Source organism: Desulfomonile tiedjei DSM 6799 (assembly GCF_000266945.1).
In the GTDB taxonomy this organism is placed as follows: domain Bacteria; phylum Desulfobacterota; class Desulfomonilia; order Desulfomonilales; family Desulfomonilaceae; genus Desulfomonile; species Desulfomonile tiedjei.
The window spans coordinates 5705143-5721080 of record NC_018025.1 but is presented as its reverse complement, the minus strand read 5'-3'; the positions used below and the strand labels follow the sequence as shown (position 1 = coordinate 5721080).

The 15938-nt window shown below is 49.7% G+C and carries 20 protein-coding genes; 1 reads left to right on the top strand and 19 read right to left on the bottom strand.

The window, feature by feature from the left end:
* Window positions 1-496 precede the first annotated feature (496 nt).
* On the top strand, window positions 497-880 hold the full coding sequence (locus DESTI_RS24585; protein WP_014812674.1) for a response regulator: 384 nt from the start codon (window positions 497-499) through the stop codon (window positions 878-880).
* Window positions 881-1038: 158 nt separating this feature from the next.
* Here the strand turns inward: DESTI_RS24585 and DESTI_RS24580 are convergent, their stop codons facing one another.
* From DESTI_RS24580 to DESTI_RS24485, 19 genes are all read right to left on the bottom strand, one after another.
* Window positions 1039-2052 (bottom strand): PAS domain S-box protein, encoded by a 1014-nt coding sequence (locus DESTI_RS24580; protein ID WP_014812673.1) that lies wholly within the window; start codon window positions 2050-2052, stop codon window positions 1039-1041.
* 29 nt (window positions 2053-2081) lie between these two features.
* The gene (locus tag DESTI_RS24575) at window positions 2082-2327 is read right to left on the bottom strand and encodes a gas vesicle protein (protein WP_014812672.1); all 246 of its coding nucleotides are present in this window, start codon (window positions 2325-2327) and stop codon (window positions 2082-2084) included.
* Window positions 2328-2338: 11 nt separating this feature from the next.
* A complete protein-coding gene (locus DESTI_RS24570; RefSeq protein WP_014812671.1) occupies window positions 2339-2704 on the bottom strand; it encodes a gas vesicle protein K in 366 nt (121 codons plus the stop codon).
* A 153-nt stretch (window positions 2705-2857) separates the two neighbouring features.
* Entirely contained in the window at window positions 2858-3079 is a 222-nt protein-coding gene (locus DESTI_RS24565) for a gas vesicle protein (protein WP_083846996.1), read from the bottom strand.
* A 112-nt stretch (window positions 3080-3191) separates the two neighbouring features.
* Window positions 3192-3437, bottom strand: coding sequence for a gas vesicle protein GvpG (locus DESTI_RS24560; protein WP_014812669.1), 246 nt, complete (start codon window positions 3435-3437; stop codon window positions 3192-3194).
* 24 nt (window positions 3438-3461) lie between these two features.
* Window positions 3462-4229, bottom strand: a complete 768-nt coding sequence (locus tag DESTI_RS24555) for a GvpL/GvpF family gas vesicle protein (RefSeq protein WP_014812668.1) — start codon at window positions 4227-4229, stop codon at window positions 3462-3464.
* Window positions 4230-4281: 52 nt separating this feature from the next.
* On the bottom strand, window positions 4282-4494 hold the full coding sequence (locus DESTI_RS24550) for a hypothetical protein (protein ID WP_014812667.1): 213 nt from the start codon (window positions 4492-4494) through the stop codon (window positions 4282-4284).
* A 393-nt stretch (window positions 4495-4887) separates the two neighbouring features.
* Window positions 4888-5208 carry a hypothetical protein gene (locus DESTI_RS24540; RefSeq protein ID WP_014812666.1) on the bottom strand — a complete coding sequence of 107 codons (321 nt, stop codon included), beginning with the start codon at window positions 5206-5208 and terminating at the stop codon, window positions 4888-4890.
* Entirely contained in the window at window positions 5205-6218 is a 1014-nt protein-coding gene (gene gvpN, locus DESTI_RS24535; protein ID WP_014812665.1) for a gas vesicle protein GvpN, read from the bottom strand. The genes DESTI_RS24540 and gvpN overlap by 4 nt, the downstream gene beginning before the upstream one ends.
* Before the next feature lie 107 nt (window positions 6219-6325).
* Window positions 6326-6676, bottom strand: coding sequence for a molecular chaperone DnaJ (locus DESTI_RS24530; protein ID WP_157212261.1), 351 nt, complete (start codon window positions 6674-6676; stop codon window positions 6326-6328).
* 36 nt (window positions 6677-6712) lie between these two features.
* Window positions 6713-7507: a hypothetical protein gene (locus tag DESTI_RS24525; protein WP_014812663.1), complete on the bottom strand. Its 795-nt coding sequence runs from the start codon at window positions 7505-7507 to the stop codon at window positions 6713-6715.
* Between the two features lie 152 nt (window positions 7508-7659).
* Window positions 7660-7878 carry a gas vesicle structural protein GvpA gene (gvpA, locus tag DESTI_RS24520; RefSeq protein ID WP_014812662.1) on the bottom strand — a complete coding sequence of 73 codons (219 nt, stop codon included), beginning with the start codon at window positions 7876-7878 and terminating at the stop codon, window positions 7660-7662.
* Window positions 7879-8258: 380 nt separating this feature from the next.
* Window positions 8259-8678: a response regulator gene (locus DESTI_RS24515; RefSeq protein WP_014812660.1), complete on the bottom strand. Its 420-nt coding sequence runs from the start codon at window positions 8676-8678 to the stop codon at window positions 8259-8261.
* Between the two features lie 5 nt (window positions 8679-8683).
* Window positions 8684-10168, bottom strand: a complete 1485-nt coding sequence (locus DESTI_RS24510) for a PAS domain-containing sensor histidine kinase (protein WP_014812659.1) — start codon at window positions 10166-10168, stop codon at window positions 8684-8686.
* Window positions 10169-10255: 87 nt separating this feature from the next.
* Window positions 10256-10993, bottom strand: a complete 738-nt coding sequence (locus DESTI_RS24505; RefSeq protein WP_014812658.1) for a GvpL/GvpF family gas vesicle protein — start codon at window positions 10991-10993, stop codon at window positions 10256-10258.
* The gene (locus DESTI_RS24500; RefSeq protein WP_014812657.1) at window positions 10990-11796 is read right to left on the bottom strand and encodes a GvpL/GvpF family gas vesicle protein; all 807 of its coding nucleotides are present in this window, start codon (window positions 11794-11796) and stop codon (window positions 10990-10992) included. Before DESTI_RS24500 ends, DESTI_RS24505 begins: the two co-directional genes overlap by 4 nt.
* Before the next feature lies 1 nt (window position 11797).
* Window positions 11798-13921 carry a CDC48 family AAA ATPase gene (locus tag DESTI_RS24495; protein WP_014812656.1) on the bottom strand — a complete coding sequence of 708 codons (2124 nt, stop codon included), beginning with the start codon at window positions 13919-13921 and terminating at the stop codon, window positions 11798-11800.
* 16 nt (window positions 13922-13937) lie between these two features.
* Window positions 13938-14453 (bottom strand): Hsp20/alpha crystallin family protein, encoded by a 516-nt coding sequence (locus DESTI_RS24490; protein ID WP_014812655.1) that lies wholly within the window; start codon window positions 14451-14453, stop codon window positions 13938-13940.
* The gene (locus tag DESTI_RS24485) at window positions 14437-15864 is read right to left on the bottom strand and encodes a sigma-54-dependent transcriptional regulator (protein WP_014812654.1); all 1428 of its coding nucleotides are present in this window, start codon (window positions 15862-15864) and stop codon (window positions 14437-14439) included. Before DESTI_RS24485 ends, DESTI_RS24490 begins: the two co-directional genes overlap by 17 nt.
* Between the last annotated feature and the right edge of the window lie 74 nt (window positions 15865-15938).

Genomic DNA, 15938 nt, shown 5'->3' with positions numbered 1-15938 from the left:
CAGTTACTCGGGGTAGAGAGAATCTTTTCTCGGAATCACAGTCCTTCCAACTTTCCAAATCCCCTCTAACCTCCCTTTATAAAGGGGGGAATGGGGGGGATTTGGAATGCAAATTGGTATGACTCCTTCGGACAAGAACCAATCCGGAACAGTGCCCAAATCTCCTCGGTTGCCAATTGTCACTCCAAAGAACCTGGCACAATATCCCTTATCCTCAGAAATCCTCTTTGAATCTGCAAAATAATGCTTGTCAGAGTTTGAAGAAATGTTTTAATCTAAGCATAGGATTCTGCAGAGGACCTTGTTCGTTGCAGCCTGTCAGGGCAATATATTTCATACTCCGGGATGCAAATGAAGAGCAAGGGTGACAGGTTTCAGGAGTCGTCCGGAAGGGGTGGGGACTGATGCGAGCAGTCAATCGGGTGTTGAAGATTTCATGAGGTCAGATTATTCTCACTGCGCGATTGTCGATTCATCAGAATCAGGAAGGACGCAGATGAAAAAGATACTGGTTGTTGACGATCTTGAGGAAGTCCGGGAATTGGTTGAGATAACCCTCCTCAGGGCTAAATACACCATTTTAACTGCCGAGAACGGATTCGACGCCGTCAAGATTGCAAAAGAGCAAAAGCCTGATCTGGTCATCATGGACATAGCGATGCCGGGAAAGATAAACGGGCTTGAGGCAATACGACTCCTAAAAGGGGACCCTACCACTGAGAAGTGTCCCATTATCGTATTGACCGGCCTGTGCACCTCGGAGAATTTTCGAAACTACCTTGAAGCAGGGGCCCATAGTTGCTTCTCAAAACCCTTCAGCCCACTGAAACTGATCCAAGAAGTTGAGAATCTTCTTGTGGAACTCGATTGCGCAGTCTAGCTATCCCACTTCTCTGCCGGATTTCAATTCCGAATGGAACCAGATGGTACTGGGCAAGTAATTTGATGGGATAGTTCTCGACGTCTAATCCATTTTCCGGATTTACAGAGTCATCGAGAATCTATTACCGCGGAACCCACGCTTCCCGCTGGGATCAATCATTCGTCAAAAATCAGCAGTAATTCCTGGTTTACCATCGGAATGGCAGTAAGGTTCACCGTGCGGGAGCCTCCATCTTTGCATGCGATTTCGACGGACTTGATGCCGTTGTCCCCCAGTACATGCAGAAACTCGGTCCAATCGGATCGATTTTGAACAATCCCTGCCCCGGAAGCACCTTTGAAACCGCCAATCCAGTTATAATTTCCGTTCAAATCACTCTGACGATAACCGAACGTTTTGCTGAATTTGCTGTTGATTTGCCTGATATAACCGTCATCACCCACTATGGCCAGGCTCAGAGGAACCCTTTCCCAAAGTTCTTCCTTTCGCTGTTGCTCTCCATTCAATATTTCCAGAGTATGCATGTGTTGATTCGTCTGGATTTCGAGTTGCTTCGTCAGCCTATGAACCTCTTCGGTCAGGTAGTCAATGCGTTTTCCAAGTTCGAAGTTTGCTTTGCGGTACTTTTCATCGTTTCTTCGGGTGAGTATCAGTTGAGTCTTTTCGTGCGTAAGGTTTTCAATGATGAGGAGAACGTGTCTCTCCAGTCCGATTCTGACGGATCTCAGATGAAGCCTTGCCCATATTCTGTTATTCTCTATCTCAAGAATTGCTTCACTGATCTGCGGTCGTCGCGTCGCAAAAGCTCTCTCGATCAGGGCCTGAATTTTTTGAGCCAGAGATTGAGCTTTGCTGACATCGGTGGGGAGAGGGACGAGGTTGGCAAATGGCACTCCCTTGATCTTTTGATAGTCGGAGCTGATTTTTCCACACGCGCGGTTGACGAACCCGACTTGAAACCATTGGTCTATCAGAAGGACCGGAATCGGGAGAGCATCTAACAAGCGCCCTATGGAAGAGGAACTTATGGCGCTCAAATCGAATGTTCCTGATGAGTAAACATTCGGAGTAAACAGAGTACTAAGATCAATCGACAGAGTGGGACCGCTTAAGGGGGTCGCTTCTCCTTCTTCAGAGACGTCAAAACTCGGCAGTTCGGTTTCTTTCATGGCCCTCCCTCTTGCACAGTAAAGAAATCCTATTCGGAAATTTGAGCCAAGGCCGGCTGGAATGCTGGATTGTTAGTCCACCAGTCCATTCCCATTTCCTTTGCTTTGTCCACAGAACAGACAACCAGCCGGATCTGAATCGTAAGCAGTTCCACATCCACCAGCTTGATTTTGATATCACCGGCGATCACAACTCCCTTGTCGAGAACTCGTTCGAGGAGATCGGCAAGATTAGTGCTTTGAATTGAATGTCGCGTCGATGCTTGAATTGACATTTTCTCACTCCTTACAGGAGCTTCCCGAGAGGCCCCAAATCGAGATTCAGGTCTTCTTCTTCCAGACCGAACTCACTTCGAAGTCGCTCGATTTCCTGCGCCTGCATCATCAATGTTGTACCAAGTCGGTCAATTTCCGTATCGGTGAGAGTACCGGCTTCCATGCGTCTGATAGCCTGTCGTTCCAGTAGATCGTGAAGAAGTTTTACCAGGGTTAGGACAAGTTGTCCCAACCCGTTCTTGACGGAGTCTTGATTCAGATTCAGGCGTTTTTCTTCTTTGTCGGAATGCAAACTTGAGATCCAATCCGTTTGCATTATCTCCGCGAAATCGCCCAGTGAGTCCGATTCTACTTTCGCTATATTCATAGGGTTCATTGACTCGGCCCTTTGTCGTTAATGCTTGTCCGATCTTTTGATACCAATTTGCTTTCAGAGTTTGACGAAAATCCCCTCTACCCCCCCTTTATAAAGAGGGGAATGGGGGGATTTTGAATGCAAATTGGTCGCTACGGATAAATTTCAGGCATATCAGGCATTATCCGCCGTTAAATGCAGACCGACATCGTGACGGAGCAATTCGTTGCGCTTCCCGCGTATAGTGTCGACGGAAGCCAGAACCACCTGGAGCCCGAGGTAGATCAAATCCACATTGGCAACTGAAATAGTCACCTCTCCAGCAATTACGGCTCCCTTGTTCAACACGCGGTCAAGCGCTTCGCACAGAGAAACGTGCTCTTCTTCATCCATCATGAAGTCATGCATTGTATGCTCCAGCAATCGGCCAGGTCGGTTACGATGAATTTCCTGTGACACTCGCGCCAACGGGGTTTCCATCCGGGCATTGGTCTTCGTCTGAAGACTCTCAGGCTTCGAGAAGTGCTCCTCGTTCCTGAATTGCATCCAATCGGTCCAGAAGTTCGGCTTCCAGAACGTCAAATTCCGATTCCCCGATGTCTCCTGCTTCAAGGAGTGTATACAGTTTTTGGAGCTGCGCTGTTATGGCGTCTGATTCATTATGGAGTTCCTGCTCGGCTGCATCGTGAATTTCGTTGCATATCCAAAGAACTCCGTTCATCGGAAGGAACAAAATGTCGTCTAAAAGGAACATAGTATACCTCTCCATCCGTTCGGATCATACGTCTATTTCCAGGTCGACAAAGTTATGCGGGGCCCAGGGACCGTTGAAGTCAAAAGCAAAGCTGTCGTCAAAGTGGGATGCCGCTTCGAGAACGCCAGCTTCGAAGTCGCTCAGGAGAGTGCGATCCACAAGACAAGAAAGGTTCATTACTTCGATCTCGGTTCGACACTTGGATCGTTTTATCTCAGAGCATCGCTTACTCATTACCCGTTCGACCTGCTTGGTGTGGCGCTCTCTTTCGAGGTTCAGAATTTCCTCGAACATGCGGCCGATCTCTATTTTTTCCTGCTGCGTGGGTAAATAGTTGGGCTGCACCAGTTTGTTCCGAGCTTCTCTGAGTTCGCGGTTGACATCGATAAAGTATTCGAAAATATTCGGCACATCCCATGTCACTTTTATTCCCATTTCCGCTTTGCCTGAAATCCGTTTCAGTTGCTGCTGCACTGATTTGTTATTGCGCGAGAGAATGGCCCTGACTGCTTTGGGACCTTGAGAGATGATTCCGAACGACATAGGTAGGAGATCGCCATCCAGCATTACCCTCTTCAAGACAGCCTGGTGAGCAGCGAAATGCCTGCGTTCGGGACGTATTTTTTGATGCGGGACATCGCTGACAACAGCAGCAACATCTTTTGCCGCGATGGTGTAGACATTTCCTCCATTTATTCCGAGGCACCCATAAACTCTTTCCTGCGACCCAGGTACGACGGCATAGAGGTATCTTCCATTAGAACCAGTAGTTTTTATTGTCGCTTTTTCCATCCTTCTACCTCGGGTGTGAATGGATCTAGTTTGCTAGATCTCCTGAGTTCGGCTATCCGCAAATGTGCTGGCCTGATTTCAGGTCTGTTTCCGGCTGGTTTGTCCCCGACTTGAGTTCCACCGGACTCACGGATTTGATTTTCCCGTCAGCCGTTTTCACCTTTAATAAGGCGCCGCATATGTAGCACTTGAACAAACCTTCAAAATCGTCATATGCGTCGTCCACAAACAGGTTATGTCCACAAGAAATGCAGTTGATTTTCATGGGTGTTTCCTTCACATTCCCTTGTTGCAGATGCTCCAGAAAAAATGGGAAAGCACTCTGGAGAAGATTTCGCGGAGGTCTACAGAGTGCTTTCCTTTCTAATTTGGGCGGTTTTGGGCTTGATTGACAAACGGCAGCTTCTCGCAGTAGGGCCAAATGTCACTTCAGGCTTGGAGGCGCAGAACAGCCAAAGCGCTCGCGCATTCGCGAATAGGCGTTTTTTCTCTCCCATATGGACACGCCCTTCATCCAGGAGTTTTACCGGATTTCCGGTCATGTGATTGCACGAACGGAAACTCCTGATGCTGTTGCTTGTTCTGATTTGACTACAGCTCTTAATTCCTGACATTGCTATCACCTGGCACAATAATCGAAAGGCTTTGCAGATAGGATTCAATATCTGATCTTGAATCCACCTTTACACTGAGCGCTCTGATCTCTCGGGGTTGAAGCTTTCTGCAAATCGGTCCTGGTACGTTCACCGACACCTTTGAGTAGAAGGTCCTTTTCTGCTTCGATCTCTCGAATTCTTTGTTCGATATTTTTGATTCTGGTCAATGCGCTCAGACGCTCTTTCTCTCTTCTCGCTTTCTCCATTTCCAGACAGCTTATGCTCATATATGCCATATATGGTAAACCGACTCTGTCGACTTTCCCCGAGTGCGTGCGTATATCTCTAAGGCCTCGAGAGTTCCCTTTCATGCGAATATTCATTCTGAAGTCTCCTCCTTGCTGCCGACCGGCTTGCCCGATCTCTTTCCGCCGGTTCGCCCGCATACTTTGCGAATGACTTCTTCCACTTTCTTTGCCATCAAGGGGCTACCTCCACGGCTCACTTTTACCGTATCAGTGCTCAATACGTCTTTGCACAGCCATTGGAACACGCTGTTGTGCTGGTCCGCGTGTTCTCCGGTGTGTGCAAGAACCCTGGCTATGGCGATTGCAGCTCGTATTGTCGGTCTGTGATTGTTAACCCCCAGCAGGCGTAATTCTCTTATGATATCCACTATCACTGTCGCATCTTGTTTGCATACACCCGACTTGGCCCGGGTTATTTCAATTTCGGTTTCCCTGTCATAGTGATCGACGTTGATGGTTATGATACGATCCATGAGTGCATCCTGAGTCTTATGAACCCCGGCGTATTCTTCAGGATTTGAAGTAAAGATAGCGCGAAACGACGGATGCACCTCAAGGTACCCCTCGCCGGTTCGGCGTAAGCTGGGGAGGTTGAGTATTTTCTCCTCCAGAATGCTGAGCAGGACATTGTTCGCCTCGGGTCTCGACCGGGTGAATTCATCATAAATCAGTGTGTAGCCGTCTCTACATGCTGTTGTGAGGCGATTGTCCACCCATAGGCTCCGCATTTCTTCTTCAGTCTTCACGACGGAATGAATAAAGTTGTCTACGAGACGTGATTTCTTGTAACCTGCATCTCGGCCGATGAGATCGGAGCTGCCAAACTCGTGGTCTCCGTGAACGAGAATGACAGGTCTTCCCAACTTTGCTGCAGCATGAAAAGCCAACGTGGTTTTACCCGTTCCCGCAACACCTGAGAAATGAACCGAATAACCTACTTCAAGGTAGGCCATTGCGCGAGCGGTCAGTTCCTCTACATGGGGTGTATTCACGAAACGGTCTCCCGCTTCGGGTACGATGTTTTCGTTATTTGCGGTGATGACTTCAGTCTCGATTGATGCGATTCTCAATTCTGCGCCGTTCATGATTATTTAGCTCCAGTTGGTGATCCCCCGAGCTGATGTCAGGGCAGCCTCACAAAAATCGTTACGGCGTTGACGAGGATTACCTTTTGCCAACGCCGGTTGCTACTTTATTCTTTGATGACAAACCCTCGGCCGCGACACTTGAGGCAGGCCATCGCAGATGCCGACTGATCGTCCCCTGATCCATGACATTCAGGACATACTACAGTCGGTTTTGAGGGGAGCGGAACAAATCCTGTTCCCATGCAAACGGTGCACGTGAGAGTCTTGATTGCTCCAGTCCCTTTGCAGTGGGCACATCGGACATGTGGCGTCCTCACAAGCACGCGGCCCGTGCCTCCACAGATGCAGCATTTGGAAATCCAGGACATGATCCCGAATGGATCTGTTCCCGTGCCGCTACAGAAAGAGCAAGTCACCTCTTCCATTCCTGTCCGTTCAGTCGTCGGCTCAGGCATATCCGTCCCCTGGTTCATGGCCAATACATTCGGCACTTATTTTTTGTCCTTCTTCTTTCCCATGGCTGAAGAGTGGCCGTCTCTCTCTTTTTCGTTCTCTTCTCTCGATCTCATCTCTGCATCGGCTCTGGTTCTTCTCTCAGCCTCTTCCTTGGCACGCAGTTCCGCTTCGGCTCTGGCCCTTTGTTGGGCTGCTTCCTGTTCTTTTGCTCGTTTTTCAGCCTCAACCTTAGCACGCAGTCCTGCAGGCGAAAGGGTAGCCCATGCCTGGCGTGCTCCCGCCAGATCGTCGGCAAATTCCTTTCTCGCATCTCCTACTGTCGACTTGAGTTCGGATACAAATCGTTTTCTCGCTGCTTTGTCACTTTTGCTTCTTGAGGTACGATTCAGTTTGAACCCTTTCAGCAGATCGGAGACATCATTCGCCATTGCGGAAACAAATTGGGCACCGTTTTTTCGTGTACGCTCGGCCATTTCACCGTGCGCTTTATTGAAACCCGCGAGCATATTCTGCACGTCGGTTGTCATGTGAGCCATGAACTCGGTACGATCTTTTCTGGCTTGAGTAGCCATTTTTGTATGCGCTCTTTGAAATCCATTGATCATCCCCGAGACTTCGGCTACCAGATTTGAAGCGAACTTTTTCTGATCAGCTCTCATTCCGTTTGCCATCTTTGCGTGAGAGTCCCGAAATCCTGCCCGCATGGCTGCCACATCCGATTTCATAGCGTCGGTCTGCTTGGCGACGTCCTCATTGAACGCCTGGCGAGCTCCTCGCAGGTTGGTTATCTCTCCGCAAAGCCGGGCAATATCTTGAGTCAGAGTACCCATTACTCCTCCTTTGTTTATTCATTGCCTCTCCTCGCCTGGTGAGGCGCTCCAAGTGACCTCTCGGTCAGCCGTGCAGCAGGATCCTTCGCAAGGAAATTGGGGGGGGGGCTAGTGCCCCCCGGACCTGCGAAAAACCCCTCTCGACACAGCTATCATGCAGGCGCAGCGGCACTTGCGGTGAGACCAATCGCCTCGGCATACTTCAGGTAGGTTTCGACTGAGGCTATAACCACTCTGGCTTCTACGGAAAGCAGTTCGATTCCGACGAGCGACACCTTGGCCCAAGCGTCGATGACGATACCTTTGTCCAAAATCCTGTCCACAACCTCTGCAAGACTGGAAGAATCGGTAGACTTCGCTATTTTTGCCATTTTAATCCTCCACTTTCGGAATTCTTATTCGCCACTGTTGGCTTTTTTGATGTATGCCAGGCAACTGGCTTTTTTGATCTTAGGCATGCCTAATCAGGGTTATTGCTAGATCCATGCCAACCTGGATGCGGAACGTCATTCCGTTCAGCGCATCCGGATTTAACCTTTCAGAGATCTCTTCGAGGCAACAATGAAGTAGTAATCGGAATAAGTCGTCACAGTTCTTATGGTATTTCAATATGTTAAGTTTCAGAGGGCTCCCTGTTGCAGTGCGGCTGGTATGGTATGGAGAGATTGTGAGAGGCATGATAGTCCGGTTTGGACGAACGCGAGCTCGAGAAGATGGGAATTCGTGGCGTAGTTGCTATGGAATGCTTTCCCTATTTAGGGAATCCGTGCATCATTTTGGAAGATCCGATTCTCACGCAGCGCGCTGATTCGATGGATCGCACGATGTCCGCGTGCAGGAACGGTTTGGGGATAAAATCGCATATAAGCCCTTCTGAAAGCGCTTCCTGAACAGTCGGATCGTCCTTGTAACAGAAGCCTGATACCATGATTATTCGGAGAGAAGGATCGACGCGCTTAAAGCAGCGCGCCAGCTCGAGCCCCTCTATGTCATGCAACTTGAGGTCGACAAACGCCAAACAGAACTTGTGAGTCTCCATCAACTTCATTGCTTCCCGCCCGCTGGATGCCTTCATCACGGAATAGGCTTCGCGCTTCAGCAGATGTTCCAGCAGCCAGCACATATCGGGTTCGTCATCGACGATCAGAAATAATTGCTCTTCGGTAACCATGGCGACTAATCCTCAGCACTTACTAGTTTTACGGTGAAGGTGGAACCTTTTCCCTGGACGCTTTCGACCTGCAAACTCCCGGAATGCTGCTTCAGAATCGAATAACATATGGAAAGCCCTAGTCCCGTGCCCTTCCCTACCGGAGCGCGCGTGTAGAAGGGATCGAAAATGTTTTCGATGTCATCCTTCGGTATTCCATGGCCGGTGTCTACTATCCCCAGGAGAAACTCGCCACCGCATTTTTCCAGGAATAGACTGAGAGTGCCGCCATCGGGCATTGCGTTCATCGCGTTGAGAAACAGATTGAGAAATACTTGTTGGAGTAAACTTGCATTGCCGCGCACCAGAGCTTGCTCCACGTCCAGGTTCACACATATGGATATTTTCTGGATTTTAGCCTGATTATCGATAAGTTTCAGGGTATCCTGGCAGATTGCCACCACGTCGACAATCGTCATATCCGTGGCTGCGGAAGGTCGCGCAAATCTCAAGAGGTTTTCGATGATGACTGACGCTTTCTGTATGTTGGCGAGAATCCTTTCAACACACTCCGCGTGAAACTCCGATTCAAACGTGCATTCATTGAGGAATTGAGCAGCAGAATAGCAGATTGCCAGTGGATTTCTGACTTCGTGCGCAATTCCCCCGGCCATGACTCCCAAAGCTGCAAGTTTTTGTGACTGCCTGAGCTGTCGTTCGAGCTTCCTGTGTTCACTCAAATCACGCCCGACTGCGACCATGCCCACGAGCAGCCCCGTTTCGTCCTTCATTGGAGAAAATACCCAGCTAATCGGTATCCGCTTGCCTGAACTCGCTACCATATCCCATTCGCCGGTCTGCGAACTTGCGCCCGATCTGAACCGGTTGAACACTTCTCTGAGTTCCTGGCGATGTTCCGGTGCACACCAATCGAGGAAGAGTCTCTGTTGCACGTCCTCGAGAGTACTGCCCGAAAGCCGCTCTGCTGCAGTGTTCCAGGTCAGGACTCTTCCATTGGCATCCGTTGACAGCACAAGATCGGTAGCGCTCTCCACTACGCTTGCCAAGTGACGTTCCGCTCTCCGGACTTCTTCACTCAAACGGACCTGTTCGGTAACATCTTCCATGAGTAGAACTGCATTTTCCACATGACCTTTCCACGAAAATGGGAGAATGCTGTAATAGTAAATGGTCATGGGTATTCCTGGAGCCCGGTAAACAAGCCGTTCCCCTCTTGTGGCCCTCCCGTTTACAAAGACTTGGCGCACTTTGCTCGAAATATCCATAAACTCTATTATGGCAGCAGGCAGGAGTTCTCCTAATTTGCGTCCGATAGCTTCATTTCGACATCTTCGACTCTTTTGCAGAAAATTTCGATTTGCGGAGACAATCCTCATGTCACGATCGATCAGGAGTACTGAGGACGGTATTGTTTCAAGGAGCATCTCGAACAGCTTCTCGTGGCGATCCCTGGCGGTCTCGTTGAGATTTTCTCCAACTTCCGTATTCATTGCATTCCTCATCTCGTCATAGTCCCCCGAAGCATATCGGGAAAAGCCGGCTTTTCCGCGTGGGATGAAAAGCGATAGTTTCTTGCTCTATAAGCAGTCTTCCGGCAGGACAAAATTGTACGGAGGCCAAGGACCGCTCAGCATAATTCGTTCGTGAAGCCCCGATCTCAGATCGCCGTAAATCGCACGAAAAGAGTCTGCGGATTGCCTCGGAATCAAGAAATACAGAGATGTCAGGACAGAGTTCCGGTCCGTTCCGAGAGGCGAGAACTTCGACGTTTGCGCCTTGAAACTGACATATAGACCGGTGAATGGGGAGTGATACCGTTCAACGATCTCCCGGTTTCTTGAAATCGCGAACTCATCCGCATCAAAGAGTACTTTTCGCCTCATGAGGTAATCGGTTCCGGATTCCGTACCGTTAAAACGAGAAATGAAGGGTGATTTGGACGCCAACTCCTGGGGTCCGGGACGATCGTGAATGACTCTTATTCCCATCTCAACGCAACCGTCCAGCTCTTTCAAGAGGGACTTATAGCGTGCTCCATGACTGTGAAGTAGTTGGACGACATCCGACTCATGCCCCAGACAGGTTCCAAGACGTAGCGGAATCACACCGATTCGCTCGTGGAACCACTGAATTACTTTATGATAATCCAGACCGGTTGCAGGATCCCTCGGGATTTCCTTCTGAGTGATAACCGAAACTGCTGCCGCCAACCCGTCGCACGAGATGATGCGTACCGGGCTGCGGTTCACCCCTACCAGACTGTGAGGTGGTTCTATGGAGTTTTCGGTGAATATGCAGTACATCAAAAACTTCATCTCGTCGGCTCCATATGAAGAGATGGACAGAAACTGTATGGCGGCCAGGGACCCGAGCATTCAAACGCGAGACCGCCGGCCTGATAATTGCTGTTGGCATGTTCGACCTGATCCAGGAAGTACGAGATCCGGGAATGATCCACCAGGAAAGCCCAGTTCACCACGAGTTGCTTGTCACCTTCCGCTTTTCCGAAACTGATGTTCTTTCGCTGTCGAAAGTTGTTGGAGCAAGCAAGCAGTTTTTCTCCTACTACAGTGCAGGCTGCTTTCACTTTCCCCGACAGCTCTTTTTCCGCTTCCGATCGCATCTGGCGTTCTTTGAAGTAGCGCATCCCGGCCGGAGACGAAGATAAAGTCTCTGACAATATCTTTAGTTTCCCCGTGAAGATCTCGTCCACGGCCTTGCTCTTGCATACCAGTCCTTTTACGGACCATTCTTGCTTGTCCGCCGTGTGATCGAGAAACTCCCGGATTGCATCGATATTGCTTTCGATCAAAGTCCCGAGACGTTTCTCTGAGGAAAAAAGACTCCCGAAGGGAGCAGGAAAGACTGGTGAGTATTGCATAATTTCTTCAATGATCCGATCATGGCGAACCGCTCTAGGTCCTACCCATGCAAGATCCTGAAGCTTGATTTCCGCCGATTCTCCTGAAAAGTCATCCTCCGGCACCTCACAGGTTACGGCCGTGACACCGGAAAAGTTTTTCAGGATTAAGTCTTCGGTACCCGTGATCCCGGTTCCTTCAATGTGGTCCACGAGGCCGGTTCGTGCGAGGCAAAAAAGATAGAGCACATTTGACATGTCAATCCTCACGCATTTCGGAAAGAGCCGTTTCGATATCGGATATTAGCACCAGAACATGCACCTCTTCGTCCGGGCTGCCTTTGAGAGCGTTGACACAACGCCTGACCGCAGCCAGAGCGGCCTTGTTACAGACCGCAGCGATTTCGGCTCCAGAAAAACCTTCCGTTTCTTTGGCCAATTTCGCAGGATCCACTCCCTTTTCCACAGGCTTGCTTCGCAGATGCACTCGGAAAATTTCTTCTCGGTCTGCTTCTTCAGGGATAGGAATCTCGACTATTTCATCGAATCTCCCCGGCCTTAACACTGCGGGATCAAGCATGTCCAACCTGTTGGTCGCTCCAAGGACGAGGACACCGTTCAACTCTTCAATGCCATCGAATTCCGCCAGGAATTGGCTGAGAACCCTTTCTCCCACATGGGAGTCGCTCGATCCGCTACTTCGGACAGGAACCAGGGCATCGATCTCATCGAAAAAGACGATACACGGAGATGCTTGTTTTGCCTTCCGAAACACCTCTCTTACTGCTTGTTCCGATTCTCCTACATACTTGGAAAGCAAAGCCGGACCTTTTACCGATATAAAGTTGACCTTACTCTCGTTGGCTATTGCTTTTGCCAGGAGAGTCTTGCCGCAACCCGGAGGGCCTCCCAGTAGGATTCCTCTCGGTGGCTTAGTGCCCGCTCGCTCAAAGATATGCGGATACTGTAACGGCCACTCCACTGACTCAATGAGCCGCGTCTTCAGGCCGGCATGACCTCCCACATCTTCCCAGCGAACATCAGGCACTTCCACAAAGACCTCTCTGACTGCCGACGGTTCCACATCCTTCAGAGCCGTGAGAAAATCATGCATGTGCACTTCAAGCTTCTTGAGCTGCTCGTACGGAATCCCGGCCATGGCAAAGTCTATATCAGGCATGATCCTGCGCAGACATATCATGGCAGCTTCACGACACAGTGCTTCCAGGTCGGCTCCCACAAACCCATGCGTGATTTCAGCCAGATGCTCCATGTTCACGTCGGTCGAGAGGGGCATGCCTCTGCTGTGGATTTCAAGTATCTCCAGCCGTCCGTTACGATCCGGAATGGGAATCGCGATCTCTCTGTCGAATCTCCCGGGTCGTCTCAAAGCAGGGTCAAGAGCATTGGGAATGTTTGTAGCTGCAATAACGATTACGTTTTGGCGCTTGGTCAAACCATCCATCAAGGCCAGGAGTTGCGCTACAACCCTTTTTTCCACATCCCCGACCACCTTCTCCCGTTTCGGCGCAATAGCGTCTATCTCGTCGAGGAAAACTATGCTCGGGCCTTTTGCAGTCGCTTCCGCGAAAATCTTTCGTAAATGAGCTTCACTCTCTCCATAAAACTTGTGGACGATTTCCGGTCCGCTCACGGTGAAGAAATTCGCCTCAGTCTCATTCGCTATGGATCGCGCAATAAGTGTTTTCCCGCATCCCGGAGGCCCATGAAGGAGAACCCCTTTTGGAGCATCGATCCCAAGGCGCTCGAAGACTTCCGGATATCGCAAAGGAAGTTCGATCATTTCCCGTATCCGGTGCAATTGGCTCTTGAGACCGCCTATATCTTCGTACGAAAGGATCCGAGCCTTGCCGCTTTCGTCCGCATTACCGACCACAAGTTGCGTGGTGGGAACGATGACGACGGCTTCTTTCGGGACAGTGCTTTCAACCTTGAAATCAGCCGATCGGCTGCCAAAGAGCGATGCTCTGATGGTGTCACCTTCTACAGCCGGTAACCCGTCGAGCAGACCGCCAATGTATTTCAGATCGCGTTCGGAGGGGGTGACATTCGTAGGAGTGAGCACCACACGCTCAGCGGGCCGGCACGAAATTTTGGTCACTACAACGTTTTCATCCAGTCCTGCTTTTGCGTTCTGTCGCGAAAGACCATCCAGTTGTATTTTGGATTGTCCCCTCAATTCCTTATAGGCAGGCATAGCTTTGCAGACTGTTGTCCGCTTCCCTTTGATCTCTACGATGTCGCCTATGGAAGCATTCAATTTCTCAAGGTCTTCCGGGCCCATTCGAGCGTAGGCTCTCCCCATGTCCTTACTGAGTGCTTCGGTTACTTTAAGCTTAATTGACTCAGGTGTCTTTCCCATGTATCCGTCTCCGCCTCTAATAGAGGCACTTGATCTCAAGCATTCCGTTATTGCATGAAAATACGACTTTATCTTTGTCCACAACCTTCGGCAGCAGAATCTCTTTATGATACTTCTTATCTTTTCTCTGGGCAGTTATGGTCAGCACGTCATCTCTTATATCGAGTTTCACGTCTTTCGTGCTTATTCCCGGCATTTCTGCGACAATCAGGGTGTGATCTTCCTCTTCAAACACGTCAACGAGGGGTTCTCGGACCTCCTGGACCACTGTCTGCCCTGATGTTGTGTCTTTCCTGATGTTCCCGAACGGTTCGACTTTTACTTTGTCGTCCCCCAGTCCCACTTTCACGTTGAATCCGTACACACCCTTCAACTGTTTGCCCAAATCCGGAATTTCTCCAGTGCCGGATAGCTGTTTTCCTGTTTCAGCGAGTTCGTTGAGTTTTTCAACCAGTTCGGTTAATCCGCCCAAGAAGCCGCCAAGACCTCCACCGGACGTGCGATCGTCGACGCCCTTACTCTTTTTGGCCATATTGTTCCTCCGGATGGTACTTGATGCAGTACTGTTTCAGTTTGGAATGAATTGTCTTGTAATCTATTTGCAATAAGCGGGCCGCTTCTGCTTTGTTACCTTTTGTCTTGGCAAGCATCCACGCGAGCACACGTCTCTCCAGATCTTCCGAACTCTTGCGGATGATTTCCTTAAGGGTTAAACCATCCCATGCATTTGCAGCGGAACATGCGATGTTTGCACACACTGGTGGCGAGCCGTCAATGATGAGATGTTCAGGTCCAATTAGATCTTCCGCCTGAAGTACGGCTCTTCGTACGGTGGCTCTCAGTTGACGAACGTTTCCCGGCCACTTTTGTTCGAACAGTATCTGCAGGGCCGCATCGGAGAGACCTTTCACTTTCTTGTTCAACTCGGTATTGGTAGCTTTGATGAAACGATTGGAGAGATGCAGTATATCTTCCTTTCGCTCTCGCAAGGGAGGAATGAAGACGTTGAATTCGCTCAAACGATACAACAGATCGCGGCTGAATCTGCCCTGTGAAACAGCTATATTCAGATCCTGGTTGGTGGCAACCAGAAGTCGGATATCTACACTGACCGGCTCTGAGCCACCTACTCTGAAAAACGATCTCTCCTGGATCGCTCTGAGCAGTTTTGTTTGGCAACTGACAGGCATGTTGGTGATTTCATCGAGGAACAGGGTTCCACCTTGTGCCAACTCAAACTTTCCCTGTCGCCGGCTGATGGCTCCGGTGAAAGCTCCCTTTTCGTATCCGAATAACTCACTTTCGAATAATGTCTCCGGGATAGCCCCACAATCCAGTGAAACCAGGGGGGTCTCTTGTCGCAGACTTGCCTTGTGAATTGCCCGCGCTACAAGCTCTTTTCCAGAGCCGGTTTCACCTTGGATTACCACAGTGAAATTTGAGGCGGCAACCAACTTAATGTCGGAAATGATCTTCTGCACTGCATCGCTGGGTCCCATGATCTCCTGCAAGCTTACCTTAGTGGAACTCCATGCTTTGCTCCCTGCAACAGGCTTTTTGGGACGTGGAGACCTGTTTTCCAAAGCTCTTTTCAGTTTTTCTATGAGTTCATTATTGTTGAGAGGCTTTGCCAAATAATCGAATGCTCCTTCTTTCATTGCCTGCACTGCGCCGTTTACACCACCGTAAGCAGTAAGCATGAGAACGGGAAGATCCGGATCGATCGCTTTCGATCGCCTCAAGACTTCCATCCCGTCCATTCCCGGCATTTTCACGTCCAAAAGCAACGCGTCAGGCATCCCGACACGAACCATTTCAAGAGCTGTTTCACCATTATGGGCAATTAATGGTGCGAATCCTTCCCTTCTCACCACGTGAAACAGTATTTCACAAAAATCCTTTTCATCATCGACTATAAGGATTCGGGCCTGGCCTGTAGACATGAGAATGTCTCCGCTCGTGATTCATAGTGTTGCCAAGAGTCTTATCCGATTCAAATCCCCCCAGCCCCCCTTTA